Origin of the sequence: Streptomyces sp. NPDC008150 (genome assembly GCF_042956945.1) — a bacterium.
GTDB lineage: Bacteria > Actinomycetota > Actinomycetes > Streptomycetales > Streptomycetaceae > Streptomyces.
In genome coordinates this window covers 149469-172888 of sequence record NZ_JBIBHJ010000007.1, presented here as the reverse complement: position 1 = coordinate 172888, position 23420 = coordinate 149469, and the positions used below count along the sequence as shown (strand labels likewise).

At 70.4% G+C, this 23420-nt stretch carries 20 protein-coding genes; 4 read left to right on the top strand and 16 right to left on the bottom strand.

Going from position 1 to position 23420, the window contains the following annotated elements; all coding sequences use genetic code 11:
* Position 1 precedes the first annotated feature (1 nt).
* From ACFZA0_RS19230 to ACFZA0_RS19210, 5 genes are all read right to left on the bottom strand, one after another.
* Complete coding sequence (locus ACFZA0_RS19230; protein WP_391018037.1) at positions 2-979, bottom strand: WYL domain-containing protein; 978 nt, start codon at positions 977-979, stop codon at positions 2-4.
* Positions 980-1163: 184 nt separating this feature from the next.
* Entirely contained in the window at positions 1164-1535 is a 372-nt protein-coding gene (locus tag ACFZA0_RS19225; protein WP_391018034.1) for an FKBP-type peptidyl-prolyl cis-trans isomerase, read from the bottom strand.
* 145 nt (positions 1536-1680) lie between these two features.
* Positions 1681-2685, bottom strand: a complete 1005-nt coding sequence (locus ACFZA0_RS19220; protein WP_391018031.1) for an FKBP-type peptidyl-prolyl cis-trans isomerase — start codon at positions 2683-2685, stop codon at positions 1681-1683.
* 163 nt (positions 2686-2848) lie between these two features.
* Positions 2849-4210: a Pup--protein ligase gene (gene pafA / locus ACFZA0_RS19215; RefSeq protein ID WP_391018028.1), complete on the bottom strand. Its 1362-nt coding sequence runs from the start codon at positions 4208-4210 to the stop codon at positions 2849-2851.
* Between the two features lie 9 nt (positions 4211-4219).
* Positions 4220-5536: an MFS transporter gene (locus ACFZA0_RS19210; RefSeq protein ID WP_391018025.1), complete on the bottom strand. Its 1317-nt coding sequence runs from the start codon at positions 5534-5536 to the stop codon at positions 4220-4222.
* Positions 5537-5674: 138 nt separating this feature from the next.
* Here ACFZA0_RS19210 and ACFZA0_RS19205 point away from each other — a divergent pair, with 138 nt between their 5' ends.
* Positions 5675-6691: a substrate-binding domain-containing protein gene (locus tag ACFZA0_RS19205; RefSeq protein ID WP_391018022.1), complete on the top strand. Its 1017-nt coding sequence runs from the start codon at positions 5675-5677 to the stop codon at positions 6689-6691.
* A 57-nt stretch (positions 6692-6748) separates the two neighbouring features.
* On the opposite strand, the gene prcA is transcribed toward ACFZA0_RS19205, so the two are convergent.
* The 6 genes from prcA to arc all read right to left on the bottom strand — a co-directional run bounded on the left by prcA (position 6749) and on the right by arc (position 12962).
* Positions 6749-7549, bottom strand: a complete 801-nt coding sequence (gene prcA, locus ACFZA0_RS19200) for a proteasome subunit alpha (RefSeq protein WP_391018019.1) — start codon at positions 7547-7549, stop codon at positions 6749-6751.
* A gap of 64 nt (positions 7550-7613) precedes the next feature.
* A complete protein-coding gene (prcB, locus tag ACFZA0_RS19195) occupies positions 7614-8459 on the bottom strand; it encodes a proteasome subunit beta (RefSeq protein WP_391018016.1) in 846 nt (281 codons plus the stop codon).
* Positions 8411-9016 carry an endonuclease domain-containing protein gene (locus ACFZA0_RS19190; RefSeq protein WP_391018013.1) on the bottom strand — a complete coding sequence of 202 codons (606 nt, stop codon included), beginning with the start codon at positions 9014-9016 and terminating at the stop codon, positions 8411-8413. Before ACFZA0_RS19190 ends, prcB begins: the two co-directional genes overlap by 49 nt.
* A 47-nt stretch (positions 9017-9063) precedes the next feature.
* Positions 9064-9282: a ubiquitin-like protein Pup gene (locus ACFZA0_RS19185; protein WP_127181041.1), complete on the bottom strand. Its 219-nt coding sequence runs from the start codon at positions 9280-9282 to the stop codon at positions 9064-9066.
* 155 nt (positions 9283-9437) lie between these two features.
* Complete coding sequence (dop, locus tag ACFZA0_RS19180; protein ID WP_391018009.1) at positions 9438-10958, bottom strand: depupylase/deamidase Dop; 1521 nt, start codon at positions 10956-10958, stop codon at positions 9438-9440.
* 237 nt (positions 10959-11195) lie between these two features.
* Complete coding sequence (arc, locus tag ACFZA0_RS19175) at positions 11196-12962, bottom strand: proteasome ATPase (protein ID WP_391018006.1); 1767 nt, start codon at positions 12960-12962, stop codon at positions 11196-11198.
* Between the two features lie 254 nt (positions 12963-13216).
* On the opposite strand from arc, the gene ACFZA0_RS19170 reads away from it, so the two are divergent.
* Complete coding sequence (locus ACFZA0_RS19170) at positions 13217-13522, top strand: ferredoxin (protein WP_391018680.1); 306 nt, start codon at positions 13217-13219, stop codon at positions 13520-13522.
* 89 nt (positions 13523-13611) lie between these two features.
* Here the strand turns inward: ACFZA0_RS19170 and ACFZA0_RS19165 are convergent, their stop codons facing one another.
* The 3 genes from ACFZA0_RS19165 to ACFZA0_RS19155 form a co-directional block, all read right to left on the bottom strand.
* Positions 13612-14190, bottom strand: a complete 579-nt coding sequence (locus tag ACFZA0_RS19165; protein ID WP_391018003.1) for a hypothetical protein — start codon at positions 14188-14190, stop codon at positions 13612-13614.
* A 206-nt stretch (positions 14191-14396) separates the two neighbouring features.
* Positions 14397-15299 carry a tRNA (adenine-N1)-methyltransferase gene (locus ACFZA0_RS19160; RefSeq protein ID WP_391018001.1) on the bottom strand — a complete coding sequence of 301 codons (903 nt, stop codon included), beginning with the start codon at positions 15297-15299 and terminating at the stop codon, positions 14397-14399.
* Positions 15300-15385: 86 nt separating this feature from the next.
* On the bottom strand, positions 15386-16903 hold the full coding sequence (locus tag ACFZA0_RS19155; RefSeq protein WP_391017998.1) for a site-2 protease family protein: 1518 nt from the start codon (positions 16901-16903) through the stop codon (positions 15386-15388).
* A gap of 197 nt (positions 16904-17100) precedes the next feature.
* Between ACFZA0_RS19155 and ACFZA0_RS19150 the strand changes: the two genes are divergently transcribed.
* The gene (locus ACFZA0_RS19150) at positions 17101-18102 is read left to right on the top strand and encodes a PD-(D/E)XK nuclease family protein (protein ID WP_391017996.1); all 1002 of its coding nucleotides are present in this window, start codon (positions 17101-17103) and stop codon (positions 18100-18102) included.
* Positions 18103-18118: 16 nt separating this feature from the next.
* Positions 18119-18790: a response regulator gene (locus ACFZA0_RS19145; RefSeq protein ID WP_391017993.1), complete on the top strand. Its 672-nt coding sequence runs from the start codon at positions 18119-18121 to the stop codon at positions 18788-18790.
* 50 nt (positions 18791-18840) lie between these two features.
* On the opposite strand, the gene ACFZA0_RS19140 is transcribed toward ACFZA0_RS19145, so the two are convergent.
* Both ACFZA0_RS19140 and metH read right to left on the bottom strand, forming a co-directional pair.
* Positions 18841-19533, bottom strand: coding sequence for an HAD-IA family hydrolase (locus tag ACFZA0_RS19140; RefSeq protein WP_391017991.1), 693 nt, complete (start codon positions 19531-19533; stop codon positions 18841-18843).
* Positions 19534-19697: 164 nt separating this feature from the next.
* Entirely contained in the window at positions 19698-23210 is a 3513-nt protein-coding gene (gene metH, locus ACFZA0_RS19135) for a methionine synthase (protein WP_391017988.1), read from the bottom strand.
* Between the last annotated feature and the right edge of the window lie 210 nt (positions 23211-23420).

Below are 23420 nucleotides of genomic sequence, written 5' to 3'. Positions count from 1 at the left end.
CTCAGCCCTTGGCCACGGCGCGCAGCCGGTCGACCACGTCCGCCCGCAGTTCCTCGGGCTCCGCCACCACCACGTCCGGGCCGAACTCGACCAGCCAGGCGTCCAGTCCGTGCCCGTACGGAATCTCCAACTCGTCCCACCCGTCGCCGAGTTCCCGCACCGCCTTGGCGCGGGCCCGCAACGGGTAGCCGGCGCCCGTGCGCAGCCGGATGACGGCGGTGCGGTCGGCGCTCTCGCCCGCCCACCCGGCGACGGTCTCGCGCACGGTCACCACGTCGGGCACCTCGGCGGTGTAACGGCCGCTGCGGGCACGCACCTTGCCGGTGATCCGGGAGAGCCGGAAGACCCGCTCCGCGCCGCGGTCCCGGTCCCAGCCGGCCAGGTACCAGTGGCCGCGCCAGCACTCCAGCGCCCACGGCTCGACCTGACGGGGCTCGGGCCGCGCCGCGTTGGCCTTGCGGTAGTCGAACAGCACGGGCCGCCGGTCGCGGCAGGCCAGCATCAGCGGCTCGAAGGCGGCCTCGTGGACGGGGATGCGGGGTTCGAGCGCCGAGTGCGCCTCGTACGGGTCGACGCCCTCGGGCAGTCCCGCCGCGCGCAGCTTCTGCAGCGCCCCGCTGGCGGCGCCGGCGAGACGGGCCTGCTGCCACACCTTGGCGGCCAGGCCCAGCGCGGCTGCCTCCTCGGCGTCGAGCGTGATGGCGGGCAGCCGGTTGCTGTCGCGGCGCGCCAGGTAACCGATCTCACCGTCGAGGTTCTCCACGGTCTCGATCACCAGACCGAGCTCGCGCAGGTCGTCCTTGTCACGCTCGAACATGCGGTTGAACGAGTCGTCCGTCCCGGCGGTGCCCCGGTCCGGCCCGAAGGTCTCGACGTACGCCTCGATGGATTCGCGCAGCTCACGCTTGCTGAGCGGCCGGCGCGTCCCGAGCAGGCACAGCGCCAGGTTCATCAGCCGCTCGGCCTTGGCAATCGCCATCGACGCCCTTCGCTTTCCTGATGTTCTTCCGACCGCCGACCGTACCGCTCCCGGGTGGCGTGGCAAAAGTCGCGGCAAAAGCCGGGGGCCCGTGCCGGTCAGGCACGGGCCCCTGGTGACCGGGTCCGGTCACCCCGTGTGCACGTCGTGTTCGACGGCGGTACGGGTGCCGGTGCCCGGTGGGTCAGACGGAGACCAGGTCGCAGACGAAGATCAGCGTCTCGCCGGGCTGGATGGCACTGCCGGCACCGCGGTCCCCGTAGGCGAGGTGCGCGGGGATGGTCAGCTGGCGGCGCCCGCCGACCTTCATGCCCTGCACGCCCTTGTCCCAGCCGGCGATGACCTGTCCGATGCCGAGCCGGAACTGGAGCGGGGCGCCCCGGTTCCAGGACGCGTCGAACTCCTCACCGGTGGAGAAGGCCACGCCGACGTAGTGGACGGAGACGGTGTCGCCGGCCTTGGCCTCCGCGCCGTCGCCCTCCCAGATGTCCTTGATTTCGAGGTCCGCCGGGGGCTCGCCGCCCGGGAAGTCGATCTCGGGCTTCTCGATGCTCACGTCACTCGCTCCTGCTTGTTTACGACAAGACAACTAGACAACTCAGACAGTCTTGCATCCCGCCGGGCCGGGCGTGCGCGCCAGGGCGGGCCGCCCTCCCGCGTCCGCCGGGGCCGGCGCCGACGGGCGGCCGGGGGGCGCGGGCTCACATCTTGGCGAGGATGTCCACGGAGAAGACCAGCACGGAGTCCTTCTTGATACCGCTGCCGCTGGGTGGGTTGTCCCCGTAGCCCAGCTTCGGCGGGACCACGATCAGCACCCGGCTGCCCACCTTCTTGCCCGTCAGCCCCTGCGACCAGCCCTTGACGACCTGCTGGAGCGAGAACGAGGTCAGCGCCTTGCGGCTGTACGTCGAGTCGAACTCCTTGCCGGTGTCCCAGAGCACGCCCTTGTACTGCACGAGCACGGTGTCGCTCGCGGCGACCGCCGCCCCGTCGCCCTCGATGACGTACTCGCTGACGAGCTTCGTGGGCGCGTCGGCCTTCGGAACGTCGATGGACGGCGCCTTGCCGTCGGTGTTGGTGCCCACCTTCGGCAGCGCGGAGTCGTCCTGCGCGGCGTCCTTGCCCTTCGCGGAACTGGTCGAGGTGAACGTGTCCTCGATGTCGACGACGAACACCAGCGTGTCGGTGCCCTTGATCCCGGCGTCCGAGTTGCCGCTGGTGCCGTAGCCCCAGGTCGGCGGCACCGCCATCTCGACGCGGCTGCCCGTCTTCTTGCCGGTCAGCGCGTAGCGCCAGCCGTCGATGATCGTGCCCTCGGCGAGCTGGATGAGAATCGGCGTCTTGCGGTCGTAGGAGTTGTCGAAGACCTTCGCGGTGTCCCAGACCTGGCCCAGGTAGTTCGCCTGGATGTAGTCGTTCTCGGCGACGGTACGCCCGCCGCCCGCGACGACCGTCCGCACCGCGAGGTTCTTCGACGGGTCGCCGCTGCCCTTCGCCACGGTCGGCTTCTCGCCGAACTTCGTCCCCGCGGTGATGGCGGGCAGCGGACCGTCCACGATCTTGGGCGGCGGCGCCGCCGAGGTGGCCGAGGCCGAGGGCGACGCACTGTCGCCCGCCGTGGTCGACGAGTCGGACGATCCGTCACCGCATCCGGCCAGGGTGACCAGTCCAGCGGGTGCGGCAAGGAGAAGTGAGCGTCGGCGCACGGTGGAGCCTCGTAATCCGTCGTTCCGGTTGATGGGCGCGCGCAACTCTACGGCGTGCGAAGGGCGCCGTACGTGATACGTACGGCGCCCGTGTTGCGTTCCACGACTTTCCGCGCAACGCGTTCGCACAGTCATGTGATCGGCGGTGATCACATCACGCGGCTCACATTCCCGCGATGAGCTTCTCCACCCGGTCGTCCACCGACCGGAACGGGTCCTTGCACAACACGGTGCGCTGCGCCTGGTCGTTGAGCTTGAGATGCACCCAGTCGACGGTGAAGTCCCGGCGCTGCTCCTGCGCCCGCCGGATGAAGTCGCCGCGCAGCCTGGCCCGAGTGGTCTGCGGAGGAACCGACTTGCCCTCGAAGATCTTCAAGTCGTCGCAGATACGCGCCGCTTGCCCCTTCCTCTCCAGCAGGTAGTACAGCCCCCGACGGCGGTGGATGTCGTGGTAGGCGAGGTCTATCTGCGCGACCCTCGGGTGGGACATGGTCATGTTGTGCTTGGCCCGGTACCGCTCGATGAGCTTGTACTTCATGACCCAGTCGATCTCGGTGCCGATGCGGTCGAGGTCCTCCGCCTCGATCGAGTCGAGCGTGCGGCCCCACAGCTCCAGGACCTGCTCGACGGTGCCGGTACGGATCCCGCGGCGCTCGCAGAAGTCCACGGCCTTCTCGTAGTACTCCCGCTGCACGTCCAGCGCCGACGCCTCCCGGCCACTGGCCAGGCGGACCTTGCGGCGGCCCGTGATGTCGTGACTGACCTCGCGGATGGCCCGGATCGGGTTCTCCAGGGTCAGGTCCCGCATCACCGTGCCCGCCTCGATCATGCGCAGCACCAGGTCGGTGGCACCGACCTTGAGCAGCATGGTCGTCTCGGACATGTTGGAGTCACCGACGATGACGTGGAGCCTGCGGTAGCGCTCGGCGTCGGCGTGCGGTTCGTCGCGGGTGTTGATGATCGGCCGGGAACGCGTCGTCGCCGACGAGACGCCCTCCCAGATGTGTTCGGCACGCTGGCTGACGCAGTACACCGCACCCCGCGGCGTCTGCAGCACCTTGCCCGCGCCGCACAGCAGCTGCCGTGTGACGAGGAACGGGATGAGAATGTCCGCGAGCCGGGAGAACTCCCCGTGCCGCGCGACCAGATAGTTCTCGTGGCAGCCGTACGAGTTGCCTGCCGAGTCGGTGTTGTTCTTGAAGAGGTAGACGTCGCCCGCGATGCCCTCCTCGTGCAGGCGGCGTTCCGCGTCCACCAGGAGTCCTTCGAGAATGCGCTCGCCGGCCTTGTCGTGGGTGACCAGTTCGGTCACGTTGTCACATTCGGGTGTTGCGTATTCCGGATGTGATCCCACGTCGAGATAAAGCCGGGCGCCGTTCCGCAGAAAGACATTACTGCTGCGGCCCCATGACACGACACGGCGGAAGAGGTACCGCGCCACCTCGTCAGGCGACAGACGGCGCTGTCCCCTGAACGTGCACGTGACGCCGTACTCGTTCTCCAGCCCGAAAATGCGGCGGTCCATGACTGAACATTACGCCCGATCCCCCGAGCTGAAACGAGGTTCGACCGCACGATTTGGATCATTTTCCGATGAGGCCTTCGCCGGGACCACGACAACGGCACTTCCGGCGGGCGCCGAAAGCACCCGCCCGGTGGCCAGCAGAACCAGCAGGGACACCGCCCCGGCCGCCCCCGGCACCGCGAATCCCCAGACCGCTCCGCCCTCTTGGACCACCGGCCCCGTCACACCCGTCCCCACCGAGGCGCCCACCGTGAACGTCGTCACGAGCCACGAGAACGCCTCCGTCACCGTCCCCCGCGGCGCCTGCCGGTCCACGATGATGAACGCGCACGCGATGGCCGGCGCCAGGAACACACCCGCCAGCATCGTCAGCAGCGTCATGGCCACCGCGCCCGGCATCAGCGTCAACGGCAGGTAACACACCGCCAGCAGCCCCACCAGCACCCGCAGTCGCCGCTCCGGCACACCCGTCCAGCGGCGCGCCCCGTACACGGACCCCCCGGCGAGCGCGCCGAGACCCAGGGCCGCCATCAGCCAGCCGTAGACCGCGTCGCCGCCGTGCCCGTCCGCGTACCGCACCGCCGCCACCGTGATGGACCCCAGCGCGATGCCCACGAACAGGAACGCCCCCAGCAGCGCGAGAAGTCCGGGCGAGCGCAGCGCGCCCAGCCAGTGCGCCTCCCGCGGCGCCGAACGCCACGCCCGCGAGGGCGCCGACACGACCACCGACAGCGCGCCCAGGACACCCACCACGTTCAGCAGGACCAGCGCCGCCTGCGCCGACCACACCGCCACGCACAGCGTCACCAGGAGCGGCCCGGCGGTGAACATCACCTCCTGCGCCACCGCGTCCATCGCGTAGGCCGTGTGCACCTGCTCCTCGCCGCGCAGCACGGCCGGCCACAGGGCACGCAGGCCGCCCTCCAGCGGGGGCGTGAGAAGCCCGGAGACCGCCACGGCGGCGCAGGCCGACGGGAACGACCCGGTGCCCGTGACGGCGAACAGCGTCATCGCGAGCGCCGACCCGACGGCGGCGGGCAGTTGGACCCGGGGCTGCCCGTACAGGTCCACGAGACGGCCCAGCACCGGCTGCCCCACGGCGTTCGCGACGCCGTACACCGCGGCGAGCGCACCGGCCAGGCTGTACGTGCCGCCCTCCGCGCGCACGAACAGCACGATCGCGATGGCCGCCGTCGCGTTCGGCAGCCTGCCCACCAGCGTGCCGGTCAGCAGCCGCAGGGCGTGCCTGGCCCGCAGGATCTCCAGATACCCGGCCGCCGCCCCGGACCCCCCGGAGCCGTCCCGTTCCACCGATCCCGCTGCCATCCCGCGTCCCGCCCTCTCCCCCGGTGCCCCGGCGCAGCGGCCCGCGCTGCCGAAGTTTTACGTATAACGTCTTCCGTCATACGTACCATGTGCGCTGTCCGCAGTCCAGACGCGTCCCGGCCCGAGGAGCGCCCCACGGTGGCAACAGGCAACACCCGACCCACCAGCCGCGACGTGGCCCGCGCCGCCGGCGTCTCCCAGGCCGCCGTCTCCCTCGTCCTCGGCGACAAATGGCGCGGCCGCGTCTCCGAAGCCACCGCGGGCCGCGTCCGACAGGCCGCCCACGACCTCGGCTACCGGCCCAACCTCGCCGCCCGCAACCTCCGCCTCGGCAGCACCCGCACCATCCTGCTCGTCGTACCCGCCCTCACCACGGAATTCTTCGCCCGCCTCTACACCGGCGCCGCCCGCGTCGCCGCCGAACACGGTTTCGGCGTCGTCCTCTACCCCTCCCCCGAAGGCATCGGCCCCGCCCGCAGCCCCTTCCACTCCGCCGAAGCCGCCCTCGACGGCGTACTCGCCTCCTCCATGGCCGCCGACGCCCTCGCAGACCTCCGCGGCGACCGCCTCCCCCTGGTCATGCTCGACAGCGACCCCCGAAGCACCGTCGGCGCCGCCACCGTCAACCTCGACATCGGCGACGGCGCCCGCCAGGCCACCCGGCACCTGCTCACCCTGGGCCACCGCCGCATCCTGCACCTCGCCGCCGACGTGCCCTCCTGGACCTTCCACCGCCGCGCACAAGCGGTCACCGCCGAAGTGGCCACCGTCAGCGACGCGACCCTCGCCACCGCCCGCGCCCCCATCTCCATCGACGGCGCGCAGACCGCCGCCACCACCGCCCTCACCGCCCCCGGCGAACGCCCCACCGCCGTCGTCTGCGACGACGACCAACTCGCCGCCGGCGTCTACAAGGCAGCCCGCCGACTCGGCCTGCGCATCCCCGACGACCTCTCCGTCACCGGCACCGACGACCTCGCCCTCGCCACCGCACTCGACCCCGAACTCACCACCGTCCGCCTCGACGCCGAACTCTTCGGCGCACACGGCATGCGCGCCCTGCTCGCCGTACTCGCCGGCGACGAACCCCAACAGGGCGACATCCCCGTACACCTCGTCGTACGCCGGTCCACCGCCCCCCGCCACACCCCCTGAAACGCGCAGTGCCCCGGCACCAGGCCGGGGCACAGCGGGAAACGCGCGGACGACACGTCAGTCGTCGGTGTCCAGACCCGGCACGTCGTCGAGATCCGTCTCGTCCGCCACCGCCGGAGCCGCGGCATCCTTCGACGGCGCCTCCGAACCCGCATCGGCACCACCGGCCAGCAGCCGCGACAGCCTGCCCCCCGTGATGCGCTGGAACTTGCGCTGCTGCGGACGCGTCCGGTCCAGCACCGCGACCTCGAGACGCTCCGCCGGAATCTCCCGCTCACTGCCGTTGGTGTCGCGCGACAACGCCTGCACCGCCAGCTTCAGCGCCTCCGCCAGCGTCATGCCGTCCTGGTGACGCTGATCCAGATAACTGCTGATCTGCTCGGCGTTGCCACCGACCGCCACCGAACCGTGCTCGTCGACGATCGACCCGTCGTGCGGCAACCGGTAGATCTGGTCACCCTCCGGCGTCGCCCCGACCTCGGCGACGACCAACTCCACCTCGTACGGCTTCTCCGCCGCACTGGAGAAGATCGTGCCCAGCGTCTGCGCGTACACGTTCGCCAGGCCACGCGCGGTCACGTCGTCACGGTCATAGGTGTAACCACGCAGGTCCGCGTAACGAACCCCACCGATACGGAGGTTCTCGTACTCGTTGTACTTGCCCGCGGCCGCGAACCCGATCCGGTCGTAGATCTCGCTGAACTTGTGCAGCGCCCGCGACGGGTTCTCGCCCACGAAGACGATGCCGTCGGCGAACTGGAGCACGACCAGACTGCGACCACGGGCGATGCCCTTGCGGGCGTACTCCGCCCGGTCGGCCATGGCCTGCTGGGGTGAGACATAGAACGGCGTCGACACCGGCTATCCGTCCCTTTCTGTTGAAGTCACAGGATCACCTGGGAGAAGAAACGAAAGCCCGCGGTCAGAGCAGCGCGGCACGCGGGCCGTCGGGGGCCTGGAGCCGCCCGTCCAGCACAGCACGGGCGATCCCGGAGGTCTCGTCCTCGGTGAGACGGCGATAACCGTCCTCGGTGATCACGGTGACGATCGGATAGATCCGGCGCGCGACATCGGGACCACCGGTCGCCGAGTCGTCGTCGGCCGCGTCGTACAGAGCCTGCACCACCAACGTGGTGGCCTGCTCCTCCGTCATCTCGGCGTGGTACAGCTTCTTCATCGACCCACGGGCATACACCGAACCCGAACCGGTCGCGGCGAACCCGTGCTCCTCGGAACGACCGCCCGTGACGTCGTACGAGAAGATCCGCCCCTTGTCACGGTCCACGTCGAACCCCGCGAACAACGGCACCACGGCCAGGCCCTGCATGGCCATCCCGAGGTTCGAACGGATCATCGTCGACAGACGGTTGGCCTTGCCCTCCAGCGAGAGCTGCGCGCCCTCGACCTTCTCGAAGTGCTCCAGCTCCAACTGGAACAGCTTCACCATCTCGACCGCCAGACCGGCCGTGCCGGCGATGCCCACGGCCGAGTACTCGTCGGTCGGGAACACCTTCTCCATGTCACGGCTCGCGATGACGTTGCCCATGGTCGCCCGGCGGTCACCGGCGAGCACCACACCGCCGGCGAACGTCACGGCGATGATCGTGGTGCCGTGCGGCGCCTCGAACACGCCCTGCACGGGCGGGGTCTGACGGTTGCCCGGCAGCAGGGCCGGCTGATGGTCCGACAGGAAGTCCATGAAGGACGACGAACCGGGCGTCAGGAAGGCAGCCGGTAGACGCCCGGTGCCACGAGTGTTGGCTTCCACGCGATTCCTTCCACGTAAGCAGCAGCCCGCCTTATGGCCTCGGGCCGATCCTTGAACTGCCCCAGCGCGGCGTTGCAGCTGAAGCACAGTACGCCACGGACCCTACCCGTCTCGTGGCAGTGATCCACGTGTACGGCCGGAGCCGCCAGACATATGCAACAGACGCCGCCCTGGGAGCTGATGAGCCCGTCGCGTTCGCTCTCGGTGATGCCGTACCGCCGTTTCAGGTGACCCTGCCGGCCCTGGACGGCACGGCACGCCCTGCACCGCGTCGACAGGCCGTCGGAGGCACTGGAGTTGCGATGCCACTCGGCGTGCGGCTTGATCTGCCCGCACGATCTGCAGAGCTTGTGGCCCTCCGGGACGTCGACCTTCTCCCGTACCGGTTTCCCCTCGACCGCGCGGCGCCGCCGGTAGTGCGCGGCACTGTACTGCGCCACGCACTCCCGGCAGTACGGCTGGAAGCCGTCCCGGCGGTTCCTGTCCCTCGCGAAGGACTCGAGGGACAGGTCACGCCGGCAGCGACCGCACCGCTTCAGGGTCGGCTCGCCAACCACGTTTTCCCCGCCAGCTTCTTTTCGAAGGGAGAACCGGTTTTAGACCTTCACTCTCCGCCTTTTTGCACGAAGGAACGCACGAAATCCTCGGCATTTTCCTCGAGGACGTCATCGATCTCGTCCAGAACCGAGTCCACGTCGTCGCTCAGCTTTTCCTGGCGTTCCTTGAGGTCGTCGGTCGCCTGCGCGTCCTGCGCCTGCTCCTCGACCTCCTCGGTGGAACGCGTCGCCTTCTGCTGTCCGCCGCCGGTGTCCTTGGTCGCCATAACCCTCACCCCGCTCGGTTCGACGTTCTTGATCAGACCCTACAAGCAGGGTCCGACATCGGCCCCGCAGTTTGCTCAACGTCCGGGGACCATCTCGATGATTCCCGGACGCACTCCTTTCCACCCTGCCGGATCTTCCGCAGCCGAGTACCCACTCAGCCGCCGGCGCCCCCGGAAAGCACCCTGACCAGGTCTTCCGCGGTCCGGCAGCGGTCCAGGAGCTCCTTGACGTGATTACGCGTTCCGCGAAGGGGTTCCAGGGTTGGGACCCGCTGCAACGAGTCGCGGCCGGGCAGGTCGAAGATCACGGAGTCCCAGGAGGCCGCCGCGACGTCGTCCGCGTACTGCTCGAGGCAGCGCCCGCGGAAGTAGGCCCTGGTGTCCTCCGGGGGCTGGGTCCTGGCGCGGTCGACCTCGGCGTCGTCCAGGAGCCGCTTCATGCGCCCGCGGGCGGCGAGGCGGTTGTAGAGGCCCTTCTCGGGCCGTACGTCGGCGTACTGGAGGTCGACCAGGTGCAGCCGGGCGGCGTCCCAGTCGAGGTCGTCGCGGCGGCGGTAGCCCTCCATGAGTTCGCGCTTGGCGACCCAGTCGAGTTCGCCGGCCAGGCTCATGTGGTCGTTCTCCAGCCGGTTGAGGGTGTCCTCCCAGCGGCCGAGGACGTCCTTGGTCTGGTCGTCCGCGTCGCCGCCGTAGCGCTCCTCGACGTATTTGCGGGCCAGTTCGTAGTACTCCATCTGGAGCTGGACCGCGGTGAGGGTCCGGCCGCTGCGGAGGGTGACCAGGCGCTTGAGGGTCGGGTCGTGCGACACCTCGTGCAGGGTCCGTACGGGCTGGTCGACGGCCAGGTCGACGGCGATGAAGCCGTCCTCGATCATGGCGAGCACCAGGGAGGTGGTGCCCAGCTTGAGATAGGTGGAGATCTCCGAGAGGTTGGCGTCGCCGATGATCACGTGCAGGCGGCGGTACTTCTCGGCGTCGGAGTGCGGTTCGTCGCGCGTGTTGATGATGGGGCGTTTGAGGGTGGTCTCCAGGCCGACCTCGACCTCGAAGTAGTCGGCGCGCTGGCTGAGCTGGAAGCCGTGCTCGTGGCCGTCCTGGCCGATGCCGACGCGGCCCGCTCCGGCGAAGACCTGGCGGGAGACGAAGAACGGCGTGAGGTGGCGCACGATGTCGGAGAAGGCGGTCTCGCGCCGCATCAGGTAGTTCTCGTGGGTGCCGTAGGAGGCGCCCTTGTTGTCGGTGTTGTTCTTGTAGAGGTGGATCGGCTGGGCGCCGGGGAGCTGTCCCGCGCGCTCGGCGGCCTCGGCCATGATCCGCTCGCCGGCCTTGTCCCAGAGCACGGCGTCGAGCGGATTGGTGACCTCGGGCGAGCTGTATTCGGGGTGTGCGTGGTCGACGTAGAGGCGCGCGCCGTTCGTGAGGATGACGTTGGCCAGTCCGATGTCCTCGTCGGTGAGCTGGCTGGAGTCGGCGGTCTCGCGGGCGAGGTCGAAGCCTCGCGCGTCCCGCAGCGGGTTCTCCTCCTCGAAGTCCCAGCGGGCCCGGCGGGCCCGGTGCATCGCCGCGGCGTACGCGTTGACGATCTGGGACGAGGTGAGCATGGCATTGGCGTTGGGGTGCCCGGGGACGGAGATTCCGTACTCCGTCTCGATGCCCATTACTCGGCGTACGGTCATGCGGCCCTCCTTGCCCGGCGTCGTCCCCGGTCGGGGGCGGCGCTCAAGTACCGCTGGTGCTCGGGTGCGCGTGCGGTGCCCGTCCCCGCACTGGGCGGCCCGGCGGTACGAAAGAGCCTAGAACGCCTTTGCGCTGGTGGGGAGATCATTTGCGTCATTGCCTTGCTCCAGCCGTGTCCTGAAAAACAGTCGGCTGCGGGTACCCCCGAAGAAGGCACCCGCAGCCGGCCCGTTTTTTTACAGGTACTGACCGGTGTTTGCCACCGTGTCGATGGAGCGTCCGGTGTCCGAGCCCTGCTTTCCGGTGATGAGCGTGCGGATGTAAACGATCCGTTCGCCCTTCTTGCCGGAGATCCGTGCCCAGTCGTCGGGGTTGGTGGTGTTGGGGAGGTCCTCGTTCTCCTTGAATTCGTCGACGCACGCCTGGAGGAGGTGCGACACCCGGAGGCCCTTTTGGGTCTTGTCGAGGAAATCCTTGATCGCCATCTTCTTGGCCCGGCCGACGATGTTCTCGATCATCGCGCCGGAGTTGAAGTCCTTGAAGTAGAGGACTTCCTTGTCACCGTTGGCGTAGGTGACCTCCAGGAAGCGGTTCTCCTCGGATTCGGCGTACATGTGCTCGACGGCGGTCTGGATCATGCCCTGGACCGTGGTCGTGCGGTCGCCGTGGTGTTCGCCGAGGTCGTCGCTGTGCAGCGGGAGGCGTTCGGTGAGGTACTTGCCGAAGATGTCCTTGGCGGCCTCGGCGTCGGGGCGCTCGATCTTGATCTTCACGTCGAGCCGGCCGGGGCGCAGGATGGCCGGGTCGATCATGTCCTCGCGGTTGGAGGCGCCGATGACGACCACGTTCTGCAGGCCTTCGACGCCGTCGATCTCGGCGAGGAGCTGCGGGACGATGGTGTTCTCGACGTCGGAGCTGACGCCGGAGCCGCGGGTGCGGAAGAGGGATTCCATCTCGTCGAAGAAGACGATGACGGGGGTGCCCTCGCTGGCCTTCTCGCGGGCGCGCTGGAAGACGAGGCGGATCTGCCGCTCGGTCTCGCCGACGTACTTGTTGAGGAGTTCGGGTCCCTTGATGTTGAGGAAGAAGCTCTTGCCGGTGGCCTGGCCGGTGACTTCGGCGACCTTCTTGGCCAGCGAGTTGGCGACGGCCTTGGCGATGAGCGTCTTGCCGCATCCGGGGGGCCCGTAGAGCAGGACGCCCTTGGGGGGCCGCAGCTCGTGCTCCTTGAACAGGTCGGGGTAGAGGTACGGGAGTTCGACGGCGTCCCGGATGGCCTCGATCTGTCCGCCGAGGCCGCCGATCTGCTCGTAGCCGATGTCGGGGACCTCTTCGAGGACGAGTTCCTCGACCTCGCTCTTGGGGACGACTTCGTAGACGTATCCGGAGCGGGGTTCGAGGAGCAGTGCGTCGCCGGGCCGGATGGTGACGTCGAGGAGGGGTTCGGCGAGCCGGACCACTCGTTCTTCGTCGGTGTGGCCGATGACCAGGGCGCGTTCGCCGTCCTCCAGGATCTCCTTGAGGGTGACGATGTCGCCGACGCGCTCGTAGGTCATGGCCTCGACCACGTTGAGCGCTTCGTTGAGCATCAGTTCCTGGCCGCGCCGGAGCTCGTCGAGTTCGACGCTGGGGCTGACGTTGACCCGGAGCTTGCGGCCGCCGGTGAAGATGTCGGCCGTTCCGTCCTCGTTGGCCTGCAGGAAGACACCGAATCCGGCGGGCGGCTGCGCGAGCCGGTCCACTTCTTCCTTGAGGGCCACGATCTGGTCGCGGGCCTCGCGGAGGGTGTTGGCGAGCCGCTCGTTCTGTGCGGACACGCCGGCCAGATTGGTCTGCAGTTCGACGATCCGCTCTTCGAGAATTCTCGTGTGCCGCGGAGAGTCGGCGAGCTTGCGTCGCAGGACGGCGATCTCCTGCTCAAGGTAGGCAATCTGCCCGGCCGGGTCGTCGGACCCGCGTCCTGGGCGGATGCCGCGGTTCATGTCGTCGTCGTGGGCTGCCACGGTCCTCACCTCCTCCAAGGGGAGCTGGACGTTTCCAGACCCTACCTGGGTGGGTGTCGATTGAAACCCCTAGATCACAAAGACTGTCGGGGTGTGTCCGATCTTCACCCTTGCGCTCTCCCTCACGCCAGGGGAATACCCACCGAACATGATTGGAAAGCGGGCGGAGGTAGGGTCGAACTGTTCAACACCCGCCAGAGCTGGCCCGACTTGCAGTGTTTCGGGTCGGCCCGGCACCGAGAAGGAGCAGGAGAATCCACGTGCAGCAGGAGGCCGGAGTCGACGGCGAGACGCTGGAGGTCTGGATCGACCAGGATCTCTGTACCGGCGACGGCATCTGCGCCCAGTACGCCCCCGAGGTCTTCGAGCTGGACATCGACGGGCTCGCGTACGTGAAGGGCTCGGACGACGAACTGCTTCAGGCGCCGGGGGCGACAACACGCGTACCGCTGCCGCTTCTCACGGACGTCGTGGACTCGGTGAAGGAGTGTCCCGGGGAGTGCATCCACGTACGTCGGGTTTCGGACAGCGTCGAGGTCTACGGGCCCGGCGCGGACTGATCGCCGGGGCGGCGGGCCCGCCGGGTCCGTCCGTCCTGTCCGGTTTCTCACATGTGCCCGGTGCGTCTGCGCACCGGGCACGTGTGCGTTCAGACGCTGCGGGCGTCCGAGGAGTCGGTGCGGACGAAGGTCCCGTCCTTGTACTGCCACTGTGCGGTGCCCTTGACGTCGGGGCAGCAACTGGGCACGTCCGTCGAGGAGTAGCCGAGGATCGTGGCCCGCACCGTCTCGTCGCCGACGGCGAGTTCGGTGATGTTCTCGCGGGACTTCGGGGCGACGAGGGTGGCGACGACGCGGGGTGCGGTGTCCTTGGCGCCCTGGGTGAGGACGTAGACGCCGTCGGGCGGTGTGCCCATGCCGGCGTCGCAGTGGACGACGGCGACGGTCTCGGGGCGGCCGTCGCCGTCGAGGTCGCCGCTGGCCTTCTTCACGACGACGGCCTTGACGGGGCCGCAGTCGAGGGGGAAGTCGACGCCGGTGGTGGCGGGCGCCGTGGTGGGCACGGGGGCGGGGGCCGATTTCGGGTCGGCCGCCTGGGCGGCGGTCGCCGGGCCGGGCTGGAGCGCCGAGGACAGGGCGAAGACGGCGGCGAGCCCGGTGGCCGTGGCGAGCCAGTGGATGAGCCTGGAGTCGTTGTGCGCCAGTTCCGGGACGACGGGTTGCTGCACTGGGGAGGTCTCCCGTTGGGGCTGTGCCGGTGTGGGGATGGCCAGCATGGTGCCACACGTCACAGCGCGCGTGAACAGGGGGTCGGCACTTTTCCGGTCCGTCGCGCGGGTCCCCGTGCAACGGCCGCGCGCCGCGGCCGGGTTCCGTCACGGGGGCGGGAACTCGGGCGCGGCGCGCGGGCGTTGTGCGGGTGCGGGGCGGTGTGTCAGCGGGGGCCGCCGCCGTCGGCGTTGGGGCCGTCGTAGTCCTCGCCGTAGGCGCCCTTGGCGGGGCGGCGGCGGCGCATGGGCGGTTCGACGCCGTCCGCGAGGCGGCGGGCGGTGAGCAGGAAGCCGGTGTGGCCGATCATGCGGTGGTCGGGGCGGACGGCCAGGCCCTCGACGTGCCAGTTGCGGATCATCGTCTCCCAGGAGGTCGGCTCGTTGAAGCAGCCGATCTCGCGGATGGACTCGACGGTCCGTGCGAGCTGCGTGGTGGTCGCCACGTAGCAGCACAGGATGCCGCCGGGCACGAGTGCCTTGGAGACGACGTCGAGGCATTCCCAGGGGGCGAGCATGTCGAGGATGACCCGGTCGACCTCGGTGTCGCTGAGGTTGTCCTGGAGGTCGCCGACGGTGAGCTGCCAGGCGGGGTGCGGGCCGCCGAAGTAGCGCTCGACGTTCTGCCGGGCGATGTCGGCGAAGTCCTCGCGGCGCTCGTAGCTGTGGAGCATGCCCTGGTCGCCGATGGCGCGCAGCAGGAAGCTGCTGAGCGAGCCCGAGCCGACGCCGGCCTCCACGACGCGGGCGCCGGGGAAGATGTCGGCGAAGGACAGGATCTGGCCCGCGTCCTTCGGGTAGACGACGGCCGCCCCGCGGGGCATGGACAGGACGTAGTCGGGGAGCAGGGGGCGCAGCGCGAGATAGGCGACGTTCCCGGTGGTGCGGACCACGCTGCCCTCGGGGGAGCCGATCAACTCGTCGTGCGGGAAGGAACCCTTGTGGGTGTGGAAGTTCTTCCCTGCTTCGAGAGTGAACGTGTAGTGGCGGCCCTTGGGGTCGGTCAGCTGTACCTGGTCCCCGACCTTGAAGGGCCCGCGTCGGCGGGCGGCACCGGTCGGTTCGGACATGTGACCAGCCTACCGGCAGCGCGGGGGGCCTCCGACCACGCGGGCGGCGGGTGGTGCGGCCGTGGGGCGGGCCGGTCGTGCGGGGGTCAGCTGGGGCGGGCCATGGCCTTGACGAAGGCGCGTTCCACGTCGGCGGCGGACAGGACGCCGTAGATCTCGCCGGTCTCCTCCACGACGAGGTATTCGGAGGCGGGGGTGGCGCGCAGGACGTCGAGGAGTTCCTCCCCGGCGAGTTCGGCGGAGACGCGCATGCCGTCGGTGAGGTCCTGTGCGAGGCCGCTGACGGCGACCCAGGGGCGCCGGTGTTCGGGGACGCCGACGATGGCGGCCTCCCGGACGAGGGAGAGGGGGTGGCCGTCGGCGTCGACGACGACGAGGGCGCGGGCTCCGGCGGCGTTGGCGCGGCGCAGGGCCTCGGAGAGCGGGGTGCGGGTCTCCACGGGCACGGCCCTGCGGGTGAGGGTGCGGGCCTGGAGTTCGGGCAGGTGTTCGCGCAGCCGGGCCATGCGGAGGCTGTTGCCGGCGCCGGTCCAGATGATCGCGGCGAGGATGGCGGCGAGCAGGGCGTCGGTGACGGTGCCGACGCCGCCGAGGGGCTGGTCGCCGGAGCTGAGGGTGGCGGTCTGGGTGAGCATGCCGACCAGTACGGCGACGGCGAGGGCGCGGCCGACCCAGACGGCGGCGACGGTGCCGCTCATCGGGCGTCCGGTGATCTTCCAGACGACGGCGCGGAGCATGCGGCCGCCGTCGAGGGGGAGGCCGGGCAGCAGGTTGAACGCGGCGACGATGAGGTTGGAGATCATCAGGCCGGCGAGCAGGACGCCGGGGACGGTGCCGGGTTCGACGGGGAGCATCGCGAGGTAGAAGACGCCGCCGAGGGCCAGGGAGAGCAGGGGGCCGACGAAGGCGAGCCAGAACTCGCGGCCGGGGGTCTCCGCCTCCTTCTCGATCTCGGAGACGCCTCCGAAGAACTGGAGCTGGATCCGCCGGACCGGCAGTTTGAAGCGCAGGGCGGCGACCGTGTGGGCGAGTTCGTGGACGAGGACGGAGGCGTAGAAGGCGACCGCGAAGAACAGGGCGACGAGGTAGCGCAGGGCGCCGAGTTCGGGCAGGACGCGGTCGAGCTGTCCGCCGAAGACCCAGGTGATGAGCGCGGCGACGAGGAACCAGCTCGGTGCCACGTAGACGGGGACGCCGAACGGGCGGCCGACGAGGAGGCCGCCGCCGGACTCCTTCGGCTTGGGGGGCGGCGGGCCGCCGGTGATGCCGGCGTCGGCGTGGGTGCGGTGTTCGCCGCTGCCCGAGCGGTGCTCGCCGGCGTGGGCCGGGGTGCGGTGCTGGGGCGGGGCGGGGCGGGTGGTGTCCGCGGGGGGCGCGTGGTCCTCGGCGGCGGGGTCGGTGGGTGCCGTGGGGCCGGGGCCGGCGGCGGGGGGTGCGTGCGCGGGTTCGCCCGGCGCCGTGCGGTCCGGGGTGCCGGTGTCCGCGGGGTGGGCGGAGTCGTCGTGGGGTGCCGGTGCGCCGGCCGGGGCCGTCGGGTCCGCGTGGTGGTCGGCCGCGTCGTCCCTGTCGGACCGCGGCTGTCCGCTCCCGCCGCTCTCGTCCACGGTGTCCCCTCGTTCGCAACGTCTCCGCGCCTGCCGGGCGGAAGGGTCTGGGGTCGATGGTATGCGGCGGTCGTGGCGTGTTCCGCCCCGGCACCCCTCGTGTTCGCCGCGTCGTGCCGCCGGTGTCCCGGGGTGCGACGCGGGGCGGCGGGCACGTGTCGGCGCGATGTCGGTGGGGGCCCGTAAGGTCTGGGGGCATGGAGACAAGGCCCGACGACGTCAGTGACGTCACCGAGGTGCGCGGCGACGCCGTGGCGGAGGCCGCCGTGGTGCCCGCGCCGGCGGTGCCGGCGGAGCAGCACGCGCCCAGACCGCCGACGTCGTTGTCCCCGTCGCGCGCGGGTGACTTCATGCAGTGCCCGCTGCTGTACCGGTTCCGGGTGATCGACCGGCTGCCGGAGAGGCCGAGCGAGGCGGCGACCCGGGGCACGCTGGTGCACGCGGTGCTTGAGCGGCTGTTCGACGCGCCGGCCGCGGAGCGGACCGCGCCGCGGGCGACGGCGCTGGTGCCGGGTCAGTGGGAGCGGCTGCGCGAGAGCAGGCCGGAGGTCGGGGAGCTGTTCGCGGACGATCCGGACGGCGAGCGCCTGGCGACGTGGCTGGGCGAGGCGGAGCGGCTCGTGGAGCGCTGGTTCACGCTGGAGGACCCGACGCGGCTGGAGCCGGCCGAGCGGGAGCTGTTCGTGGAGACGGAGCTGGCGTCGGGGCTGCGGCTGCGCGGCATCATCGACCGGGTCGACGTGGCGCCCACGGGCGAGGTCCGCATCGTCGACTACAAGACGGGCAAGGCGCCCAGGCCGCAGTACTCCGAGGGCGCGCTGTTCCAGATGAAGTTCTACGCGCTGGTGGTGTGGCGGCTGAAGAAGGTCGTGCCGCGCCGGCTCCAGCTCGTGTATCTCGGCAGCGGCGACGTGCTGACGTACGACCCGGTGCCCGCCGACCTGGAGCGTGTCGAGCGCAAGCTGCACGCGTTGTGGGACGCGATCCGGTCGGCGACGGAGACCGGGGACTGGCGGCCCCGGCCGACGAAGCTGTGCGGCTGGTGCGACCACCAGGCGCACTGTCCGGAGTTCGGGGGTACTCCCCCGCCGTATCCGCTCCCGCTCGGGGTGCCCGCGTCGGAGGTGGCGGAGCAGGGCAGAATGAGCGCGGACCAGGGTGCCCGCGTCGCTGCGGAAGTCCCGTCAGAAGCGCCCTGAACGAAGGAGACTTGTCGTGGCGATCCGTGTCCTGCTGGTTGACGACCAGCCCTTGCTGCGTACCGGGTTCCGGATGATTCTGGAGGCCGAGCAGGACATCGCGGTCGTCGGGGAGGCGGGCGACGGGCTCCAGGCGCTCGACCAGGTGCGCGCGTTGCAGCCCGACGTGGTCCTGATGGACATCCGGATGCCGCGCATGGACGGTGTGGAGGCGACCCGCCAGATCACCGGCCCCGGGCGGGACGGTCCGGCGAAGGTGCTGGTGCTGACCACGTTCGACCTCGACGAGTACGTGGTGGAGGCGTTGCGGGCGGGTGCCAGCGGGTTCCTGCTGAAGGACGCGCCGGCGACGGAGCTGGTGCAGGCGATCCGGGTCGTGGCGGCCGGTGAGGCGATGCTCGCGCCGAGCATCACGCGGCGGCTGCTCGACAAGTACGCCACGCATCTCCCGTCGGGCGAGGAGCCGGTGCCGGACACCCTGCACACGCTCACGGACCGCGAGATCGAGGTGCTGAAGCTGGTGGCGCGCGGGCTGTCGAACGCCGAGATCGCCGCCGACCTGTTCGTCAGCGAGACGACGGTCAAGACCCACGTGGGGCACGTGCTGACCAAGCTGGGGCTGCGCGACCGGGTGCAGGCGGCGGTGTACGCGTACGAGAGCGGGCTGGTGCGTCCGGGCGCGCAGTAGGCGGCCGCGGCTTCGGGGCGGCCGGGTTCTTTTTCGGCGGCCCGGCGCGGTCATCCCACGAGGCCGCGCAGGAAGGCCAGGTCGACGTGTTCGAGGGAGGCGACCACCGTGCGGCGGGCGGCCGGTGCGACGGGGGCCACCGAGGGCACGACGACGACGTGGCAGCCGGCGGCCTCGGCCGCCGCGACGCCGGTCGCGGTGTCCTCGACGACGGCGCACCTGGCCGGGTCCACGCCGAGTCCGGCGGCGGCGATCAGGTACGGGTCGGGGTGCGGCTTGGTGCGGGGCACCTCGTCGCCGGCCACGGAGAGCCGGAAGTGGTGCGGGCCGAGGACGTTCAGGACGCGGTCGATGATCCGCCGGTGCGAGGCGGAGACCAGTGCGGTGGGGACCCCCTGCGCGGACAGTTCGGAGAGCAGCCGGGCGGCGCCGGGCATCAGCGGCAGGGCCTGGCCGATGCGGGCCTCGAAGCCCTCGTTGAGCAGGACCGCGAGTTCGGCGAAGCCGATGGCGGCGCCGGTGGCCTCGATGAGGAAGCCGGCGCTGCGGGTCATGGGGCCGCCGACCACGACGTGCCGCCAGGACTCGTCGAGGCGGTGGCCGAGGGCGCGGAACACCTCGACCTCGACGTCCCACCAGAAGCCCTCGGTGTCCACCAGGGTGCCGTCCATGTCGAGGAGCACTGCCTGAAGGGCGGAGCCTTCGGCTGTTCGGGTCACTGGCGCGGGGACCGTACTGGTCATCCGGGCGCACCTCCTTGAGGGACGATCAGGCCGGTTCCCGTGACGGGAACCGGCCTGCGGTGGACCGACCAGTGTACGTGGTGCCCCGGTGAAGCGCCCGGTGGAATTCCCGGACCCCGGGTGAACCCCGGGGTCGGGGCGGTGCGGCGGGCGGCGCCCGGTGTTCAGCGTGCGTTGAAGTACTTCGCCTCGGGGTGGTGGATCACGATGGCGTCGGTGGACTGCTCGGGGTGGAGCTGGAACTCCTCGGAGAGGTGCACCCCGATGCGTTCCGGCTTGAGCATGTCGGCGATCTTCGCGCGGTCCTCCAGGTCGGGGCAGGCGCCGTAGCCGAGGGAGAAGCGGGCGCCCCGGTACTTGAGGGCGAACATGTCCTCGACCGCGTCCGGGTCCTCGCCCGCGTAGCCGAGTTCCGAACGCACGCGTGCGTGCCAGTACTCGGCGAGTGCCTCGGCCAACTGGACGGACAGGCCGTGCAGTTCGAGGTAGTCGCGGTAGGAGTCGGAGGCGAACAGGCGGGCGGTCTCCTCGCCGATGCGGGAGCCGACGGTGACGACCTGGAAGCCGACGACGTCCGTCTCGCCCGATTCCTCGGGGCGGAAGAAGTCCGCCAGGCACAGGCGTCGGCCGCGGCGCTGGCGGGGGAAGGTGAAGCGGGTGCGCTCGTTGCCGCTCTCGTCGAGGACGATCAGGTCGTCGTCCTTGGAGACGCACGGGAAGTAGCCGTAGACGACGGCCGCTTCGAGGAGGTTGCCGCTCTGGAGCCGGTCGAGCAGTCCGCGCAGCCGCGGCCGGCCCTCGTTCTCCACCAGTTCCTCGTAGGAGGGTCCGCCGGCGCGGGCCTCCTTCAGTCCCCACTGGCCCTTGAAGAGGGCGCCCTCGTCGAGCCAGGAGGCGTACTCCTTGAGCTGGATGCCCTTGACGACGCGGGTGCCCCAGAATGGCGGTGTGGGGACCGGGTTGTCGACGGCGACGTCGGAGCGGACGTTGCCCTCCTCGACCCGTTCCTCCACCACGGCGGAGGCGACCGGGCGGACCCGGCGCTGCTTCAACTCGGGGAGCTTCGCGCCGGGCACTCCGCGCTTGACGCCGATCAGGGCGTCCATCAGCCGCAGGCCCTCGAACGCGTCGCGTGCGTAACGGACTTCGCCCTCGTAGATCTCGTGCAGGTCCTGTTCCACGTAGGCACGGGTCAGGGCGGCGCCGCCGAGGATGACGGGGAAGTCGGCCGCCATGCCGCGCTGGTTGAGCTCCTGGAGGTTCTCCTTCATGATCACCGTGGACTTCACCAGCAGGCCGGACATGCCGATCACGTCCGCGCGGTGTTCTCCGGCGGCGTCGAGGATCGCCGAAACAGGCTGCTTGATACCGAGGTTGACGACGTTGTAGCCGTTGTTCGACAGGATGATGTCGACGAGGTTCTTGCCGATGTCGTGGACGTCGCCGCGCACCGTGGCGAGCACGATGGTGCCCTTGCCCTCGGCGTCCGACTTCTCCATGTGCGGTTCCAGGTACGCCACCGCGATCTTCATGACCTCGGCGGACTGGAGCACGAACGGGAGTTGCATCTGGCCCGAGCCGAACAGCTCGCCGACCGTCTTCATGCCGTCCAGCAGCGTCGCGTTGACGATGTCGAGGGCGGGGCGGTCCCGCAACGCCTCGTCGAGGTCGGCCTCCAGGCCGTTGCGCTCGCCGTCGATGATGCGGCGCTTGAGGCGTTCCTCCAGCGGGAGTGCGGCCAACTCCTCGGCCCTGCCCGCCTTCAGGGACTTGGTGGTCGCCCCTTCGAAGAGGGCCATCAGCTTCTGCAGCGGGTCGTAGCCCTCGCGGCGGCGGTCGTAGACGAGGTCGAGCGCGGTGGTGACCTGTTCCTCGTCGAAGCGGGCGATCGGCAGGATCTTCGAGGCGTGCACGATCGCGGAGTCGAGGCCGGCCTTGACGCACTCGTCCAGGAACACGGAGTTGAGCAGGACGCGGGCGGCCGGGTTCAGGCCGAAGGAGATGTTCGACAGGCCGAGCGTGGTCTGCACGTCCGGGTGGCGTCGCTTCAGTTCGCGGATCGCCTCGATCGTCGCGACGCCGTCCTTGCGGGACTCCTCCTGGCCGGTGCAGATCGTGAACGTGAGGGTGTCGATGAGGATGTCCGACTCGTGCACGCCCCAGTTGCCGGTCAGGTCGGCGATCAGCCGTTCGGCGATCTCCACCTTCTTCTCCGGCGTGCGGGCCTGCCCCTCCTCGTCGATGGTGAGGGCGATCAGCGCGGCGCCGTGCTCGCGGGCGAGGGAGGTGACCTTTGCGAACCGGGACTCGGGCCCGTCGCCGTCCTCGTAGTTGACCGAGTTGAGGACGGCGCGGCCGCCGAGCTTCTCCAGGCCGGCCCGCAGCACGTCGACCTCGGTGGAGTCGAGCACGATCGGCAGGGTGGAGGCGGTCGCGAAGCGGCCGGCGAGTTCGGCCATGTCGGCCACGCCGTCGCGGCCCACGTAGTCGACGCAGAGGTCCAGCAGGTGGGCGCCCTCACGGATCTGGTCGCGGGCCATCTCCACGCAGTCGTCCCAGCGGCCCTCCAGCATGGCCTCGCGGAACTTCTTCGAGCCGTTGGCGTTGGTGCGCTCGCCGATGGCGAGGTAGGAGGTGTCCTGCCGGAACGGCACCGCCTGGTACAGCGAGGCGGCACCCGCCTCGGGCTGCGGGCTGCGCCCGACGGGCTCCTTGCCGCGGACGCGCTCGACGACCTGGCGCAGGTGCTCGGGGGTGGTGCCGCAGCAGCCGCCGACGAGGGAGAGGCCGTAGTCGCCGACGAAGGTCTCCTGCGCGTCGGCGAGGCCCTCGGGGTCGAGCGGGAAGTGCGCGCCGTCCTTGGTGAGGACGGGCAGGCCGGCGTTGGGCATGCACAGCAGCGGGATGCGGGAGTGGCGGGCCAGGAAGCGCAGGTGCTCGCTCATCTCGGCGGGGCCGGTGGAGCAGTTGAGGCCGATCATGTCGATACCGAGCGGCTCCAGTGCGGTCAGGGCCGCGCCGATCTCGGAGCCGAGCAGCATCGTGCCGGTGGTCTCGAAGGCCAGCGAGCACAGCAGCGGCACCTCGGTGCCCGTGGCCTCCATCGCGCGCCGGGCGCCGAGCACGGCGGCCTTGGTCTGGAGCAGGTCCTGCGTGGTCTCCACGATCAGGGCGTCCGCGCCGCCCGCGAGCAGCCCCTCGGCGTTGGCTTGGAAGCCGTCGCGGACGACCGGGTAGCCGATGTGGCCGAGGGTGGGGAGCTTGGTGCCGGGGCCGATGGAGCCGAGCACCCAGCGCTGCCTGCCGTCCCCGGCGGTGAACTCGTCGGCGACCTCGCGGGCGATGCGGGCGCCGGACTCGGACAGCTCGTGCACGCGGTCGGCGATGTCGTACTCGGCCATCGCGGCGTGGTTGGCGCCGAAGGTGTTGGTCTCCACGCAGTCGACACCGACGCCGAAGTACGCCTCGTGGACCGAACGGACGATGTCGGGGCGGGTGACGTTGAGGACCTCGTTGCAGCCCTCGAGGTTCTGGAAGTCCTCCAGGGAGGGTTCCTGTTCCTGCAGCATGGTGCCCATGGCTCCGTCGGCGACCACCACCCGGGTGGCCAGTGCCTTGCGGAGTTCGGACACGCGGGTCCGGCTGTCGGCGGAAGGGGTCGGCGGCAACGCGGCCATGAAGGGGCTCCCTGGAGTGCGACGGCTGTCGGCTTCACGCCCGTTCCGGGGGCCCGTGGCGGGTTCCCCGGCGGGACGCACCGGGCCAGCGTAACCGGGTCGGTGCGCGATGTGGCCGCAAGGTCCACAGGTCGGACGGGTCTCCCGGGTCCCGGCGTCCGGGAGAATCCCGTGCGGAGGCACCCGCGGCGAGCGCTGGCCGCGGGTCGC

Excerpts from the sequence above, each read along its gene's own strand:
- ACFZA0_RS19230 (WP_391018037.1), bottom strand. The coding sequence starts at position 979 with ATGGCGATTGCCAAGGCCGAGCGGCTGATGAACCTGGCGCTGTGCCTG.
- pafA (WP_391018028.1), bottom strand. The coding sequence starts at position 4,210 with ATGGACCGCCGCATTTTCGGGCTGGAGAACGAGTACGGCGTCACGTGC.
- ACFZA0_RS19210 (WP_391018025.1), bottom strand. The coding sequence starts at position 5,536 with ATGGCAGCGGGATCGGTGGAACGGGACGGCTCCGGGGGGTCCGGGGCG.
- ACFZA0_RS19185 (WP_127181041.1), bottom strand. The coding sequence starts at position 9,282 with ATGGCGACCAAGGACACCGGCGGCGGACAGCAGAAGGCGACGCGTTCC.
- dop (WP_391018009.1), bottom strand. The coding sequence starts at position 10,958 with ATGACCGTACGCCGAGTAATGGGCATCGAGACGGAGTACGGAATCTCC.
- ACFZA0_RS19160 (WP_391018001.1), bottom strand. The coding sequence starts at position 15,299 with ATGTCCGAACCGACCGGTGCCGCCCGCCGACGCGGGCCCTTCAAGGTC.
- ACFZA0_RS19150 (WP_391017996.1), top strand. The coding sequence starts at position 17,101 with ATGGAGACAAGGCCCGACGACGTCAGTGACGTCACCGAGGTGCGCGGC.
- ACFZA0_RS19140 (WP_391017991.1), bottom strand. The coding sequence starts at position 19,533 with ATGACCAGTACGGTCCCCGCGCCAGTGACCCGAACAGCCGAAGGCTCC.
- metH (WP_391017988.1), bottom strand. The coding sequence starts at position 23,210 with ATGGCCGCGTTGCCGCCGACCCCTTCCGCCGACAGCCGGACCCGCGTG.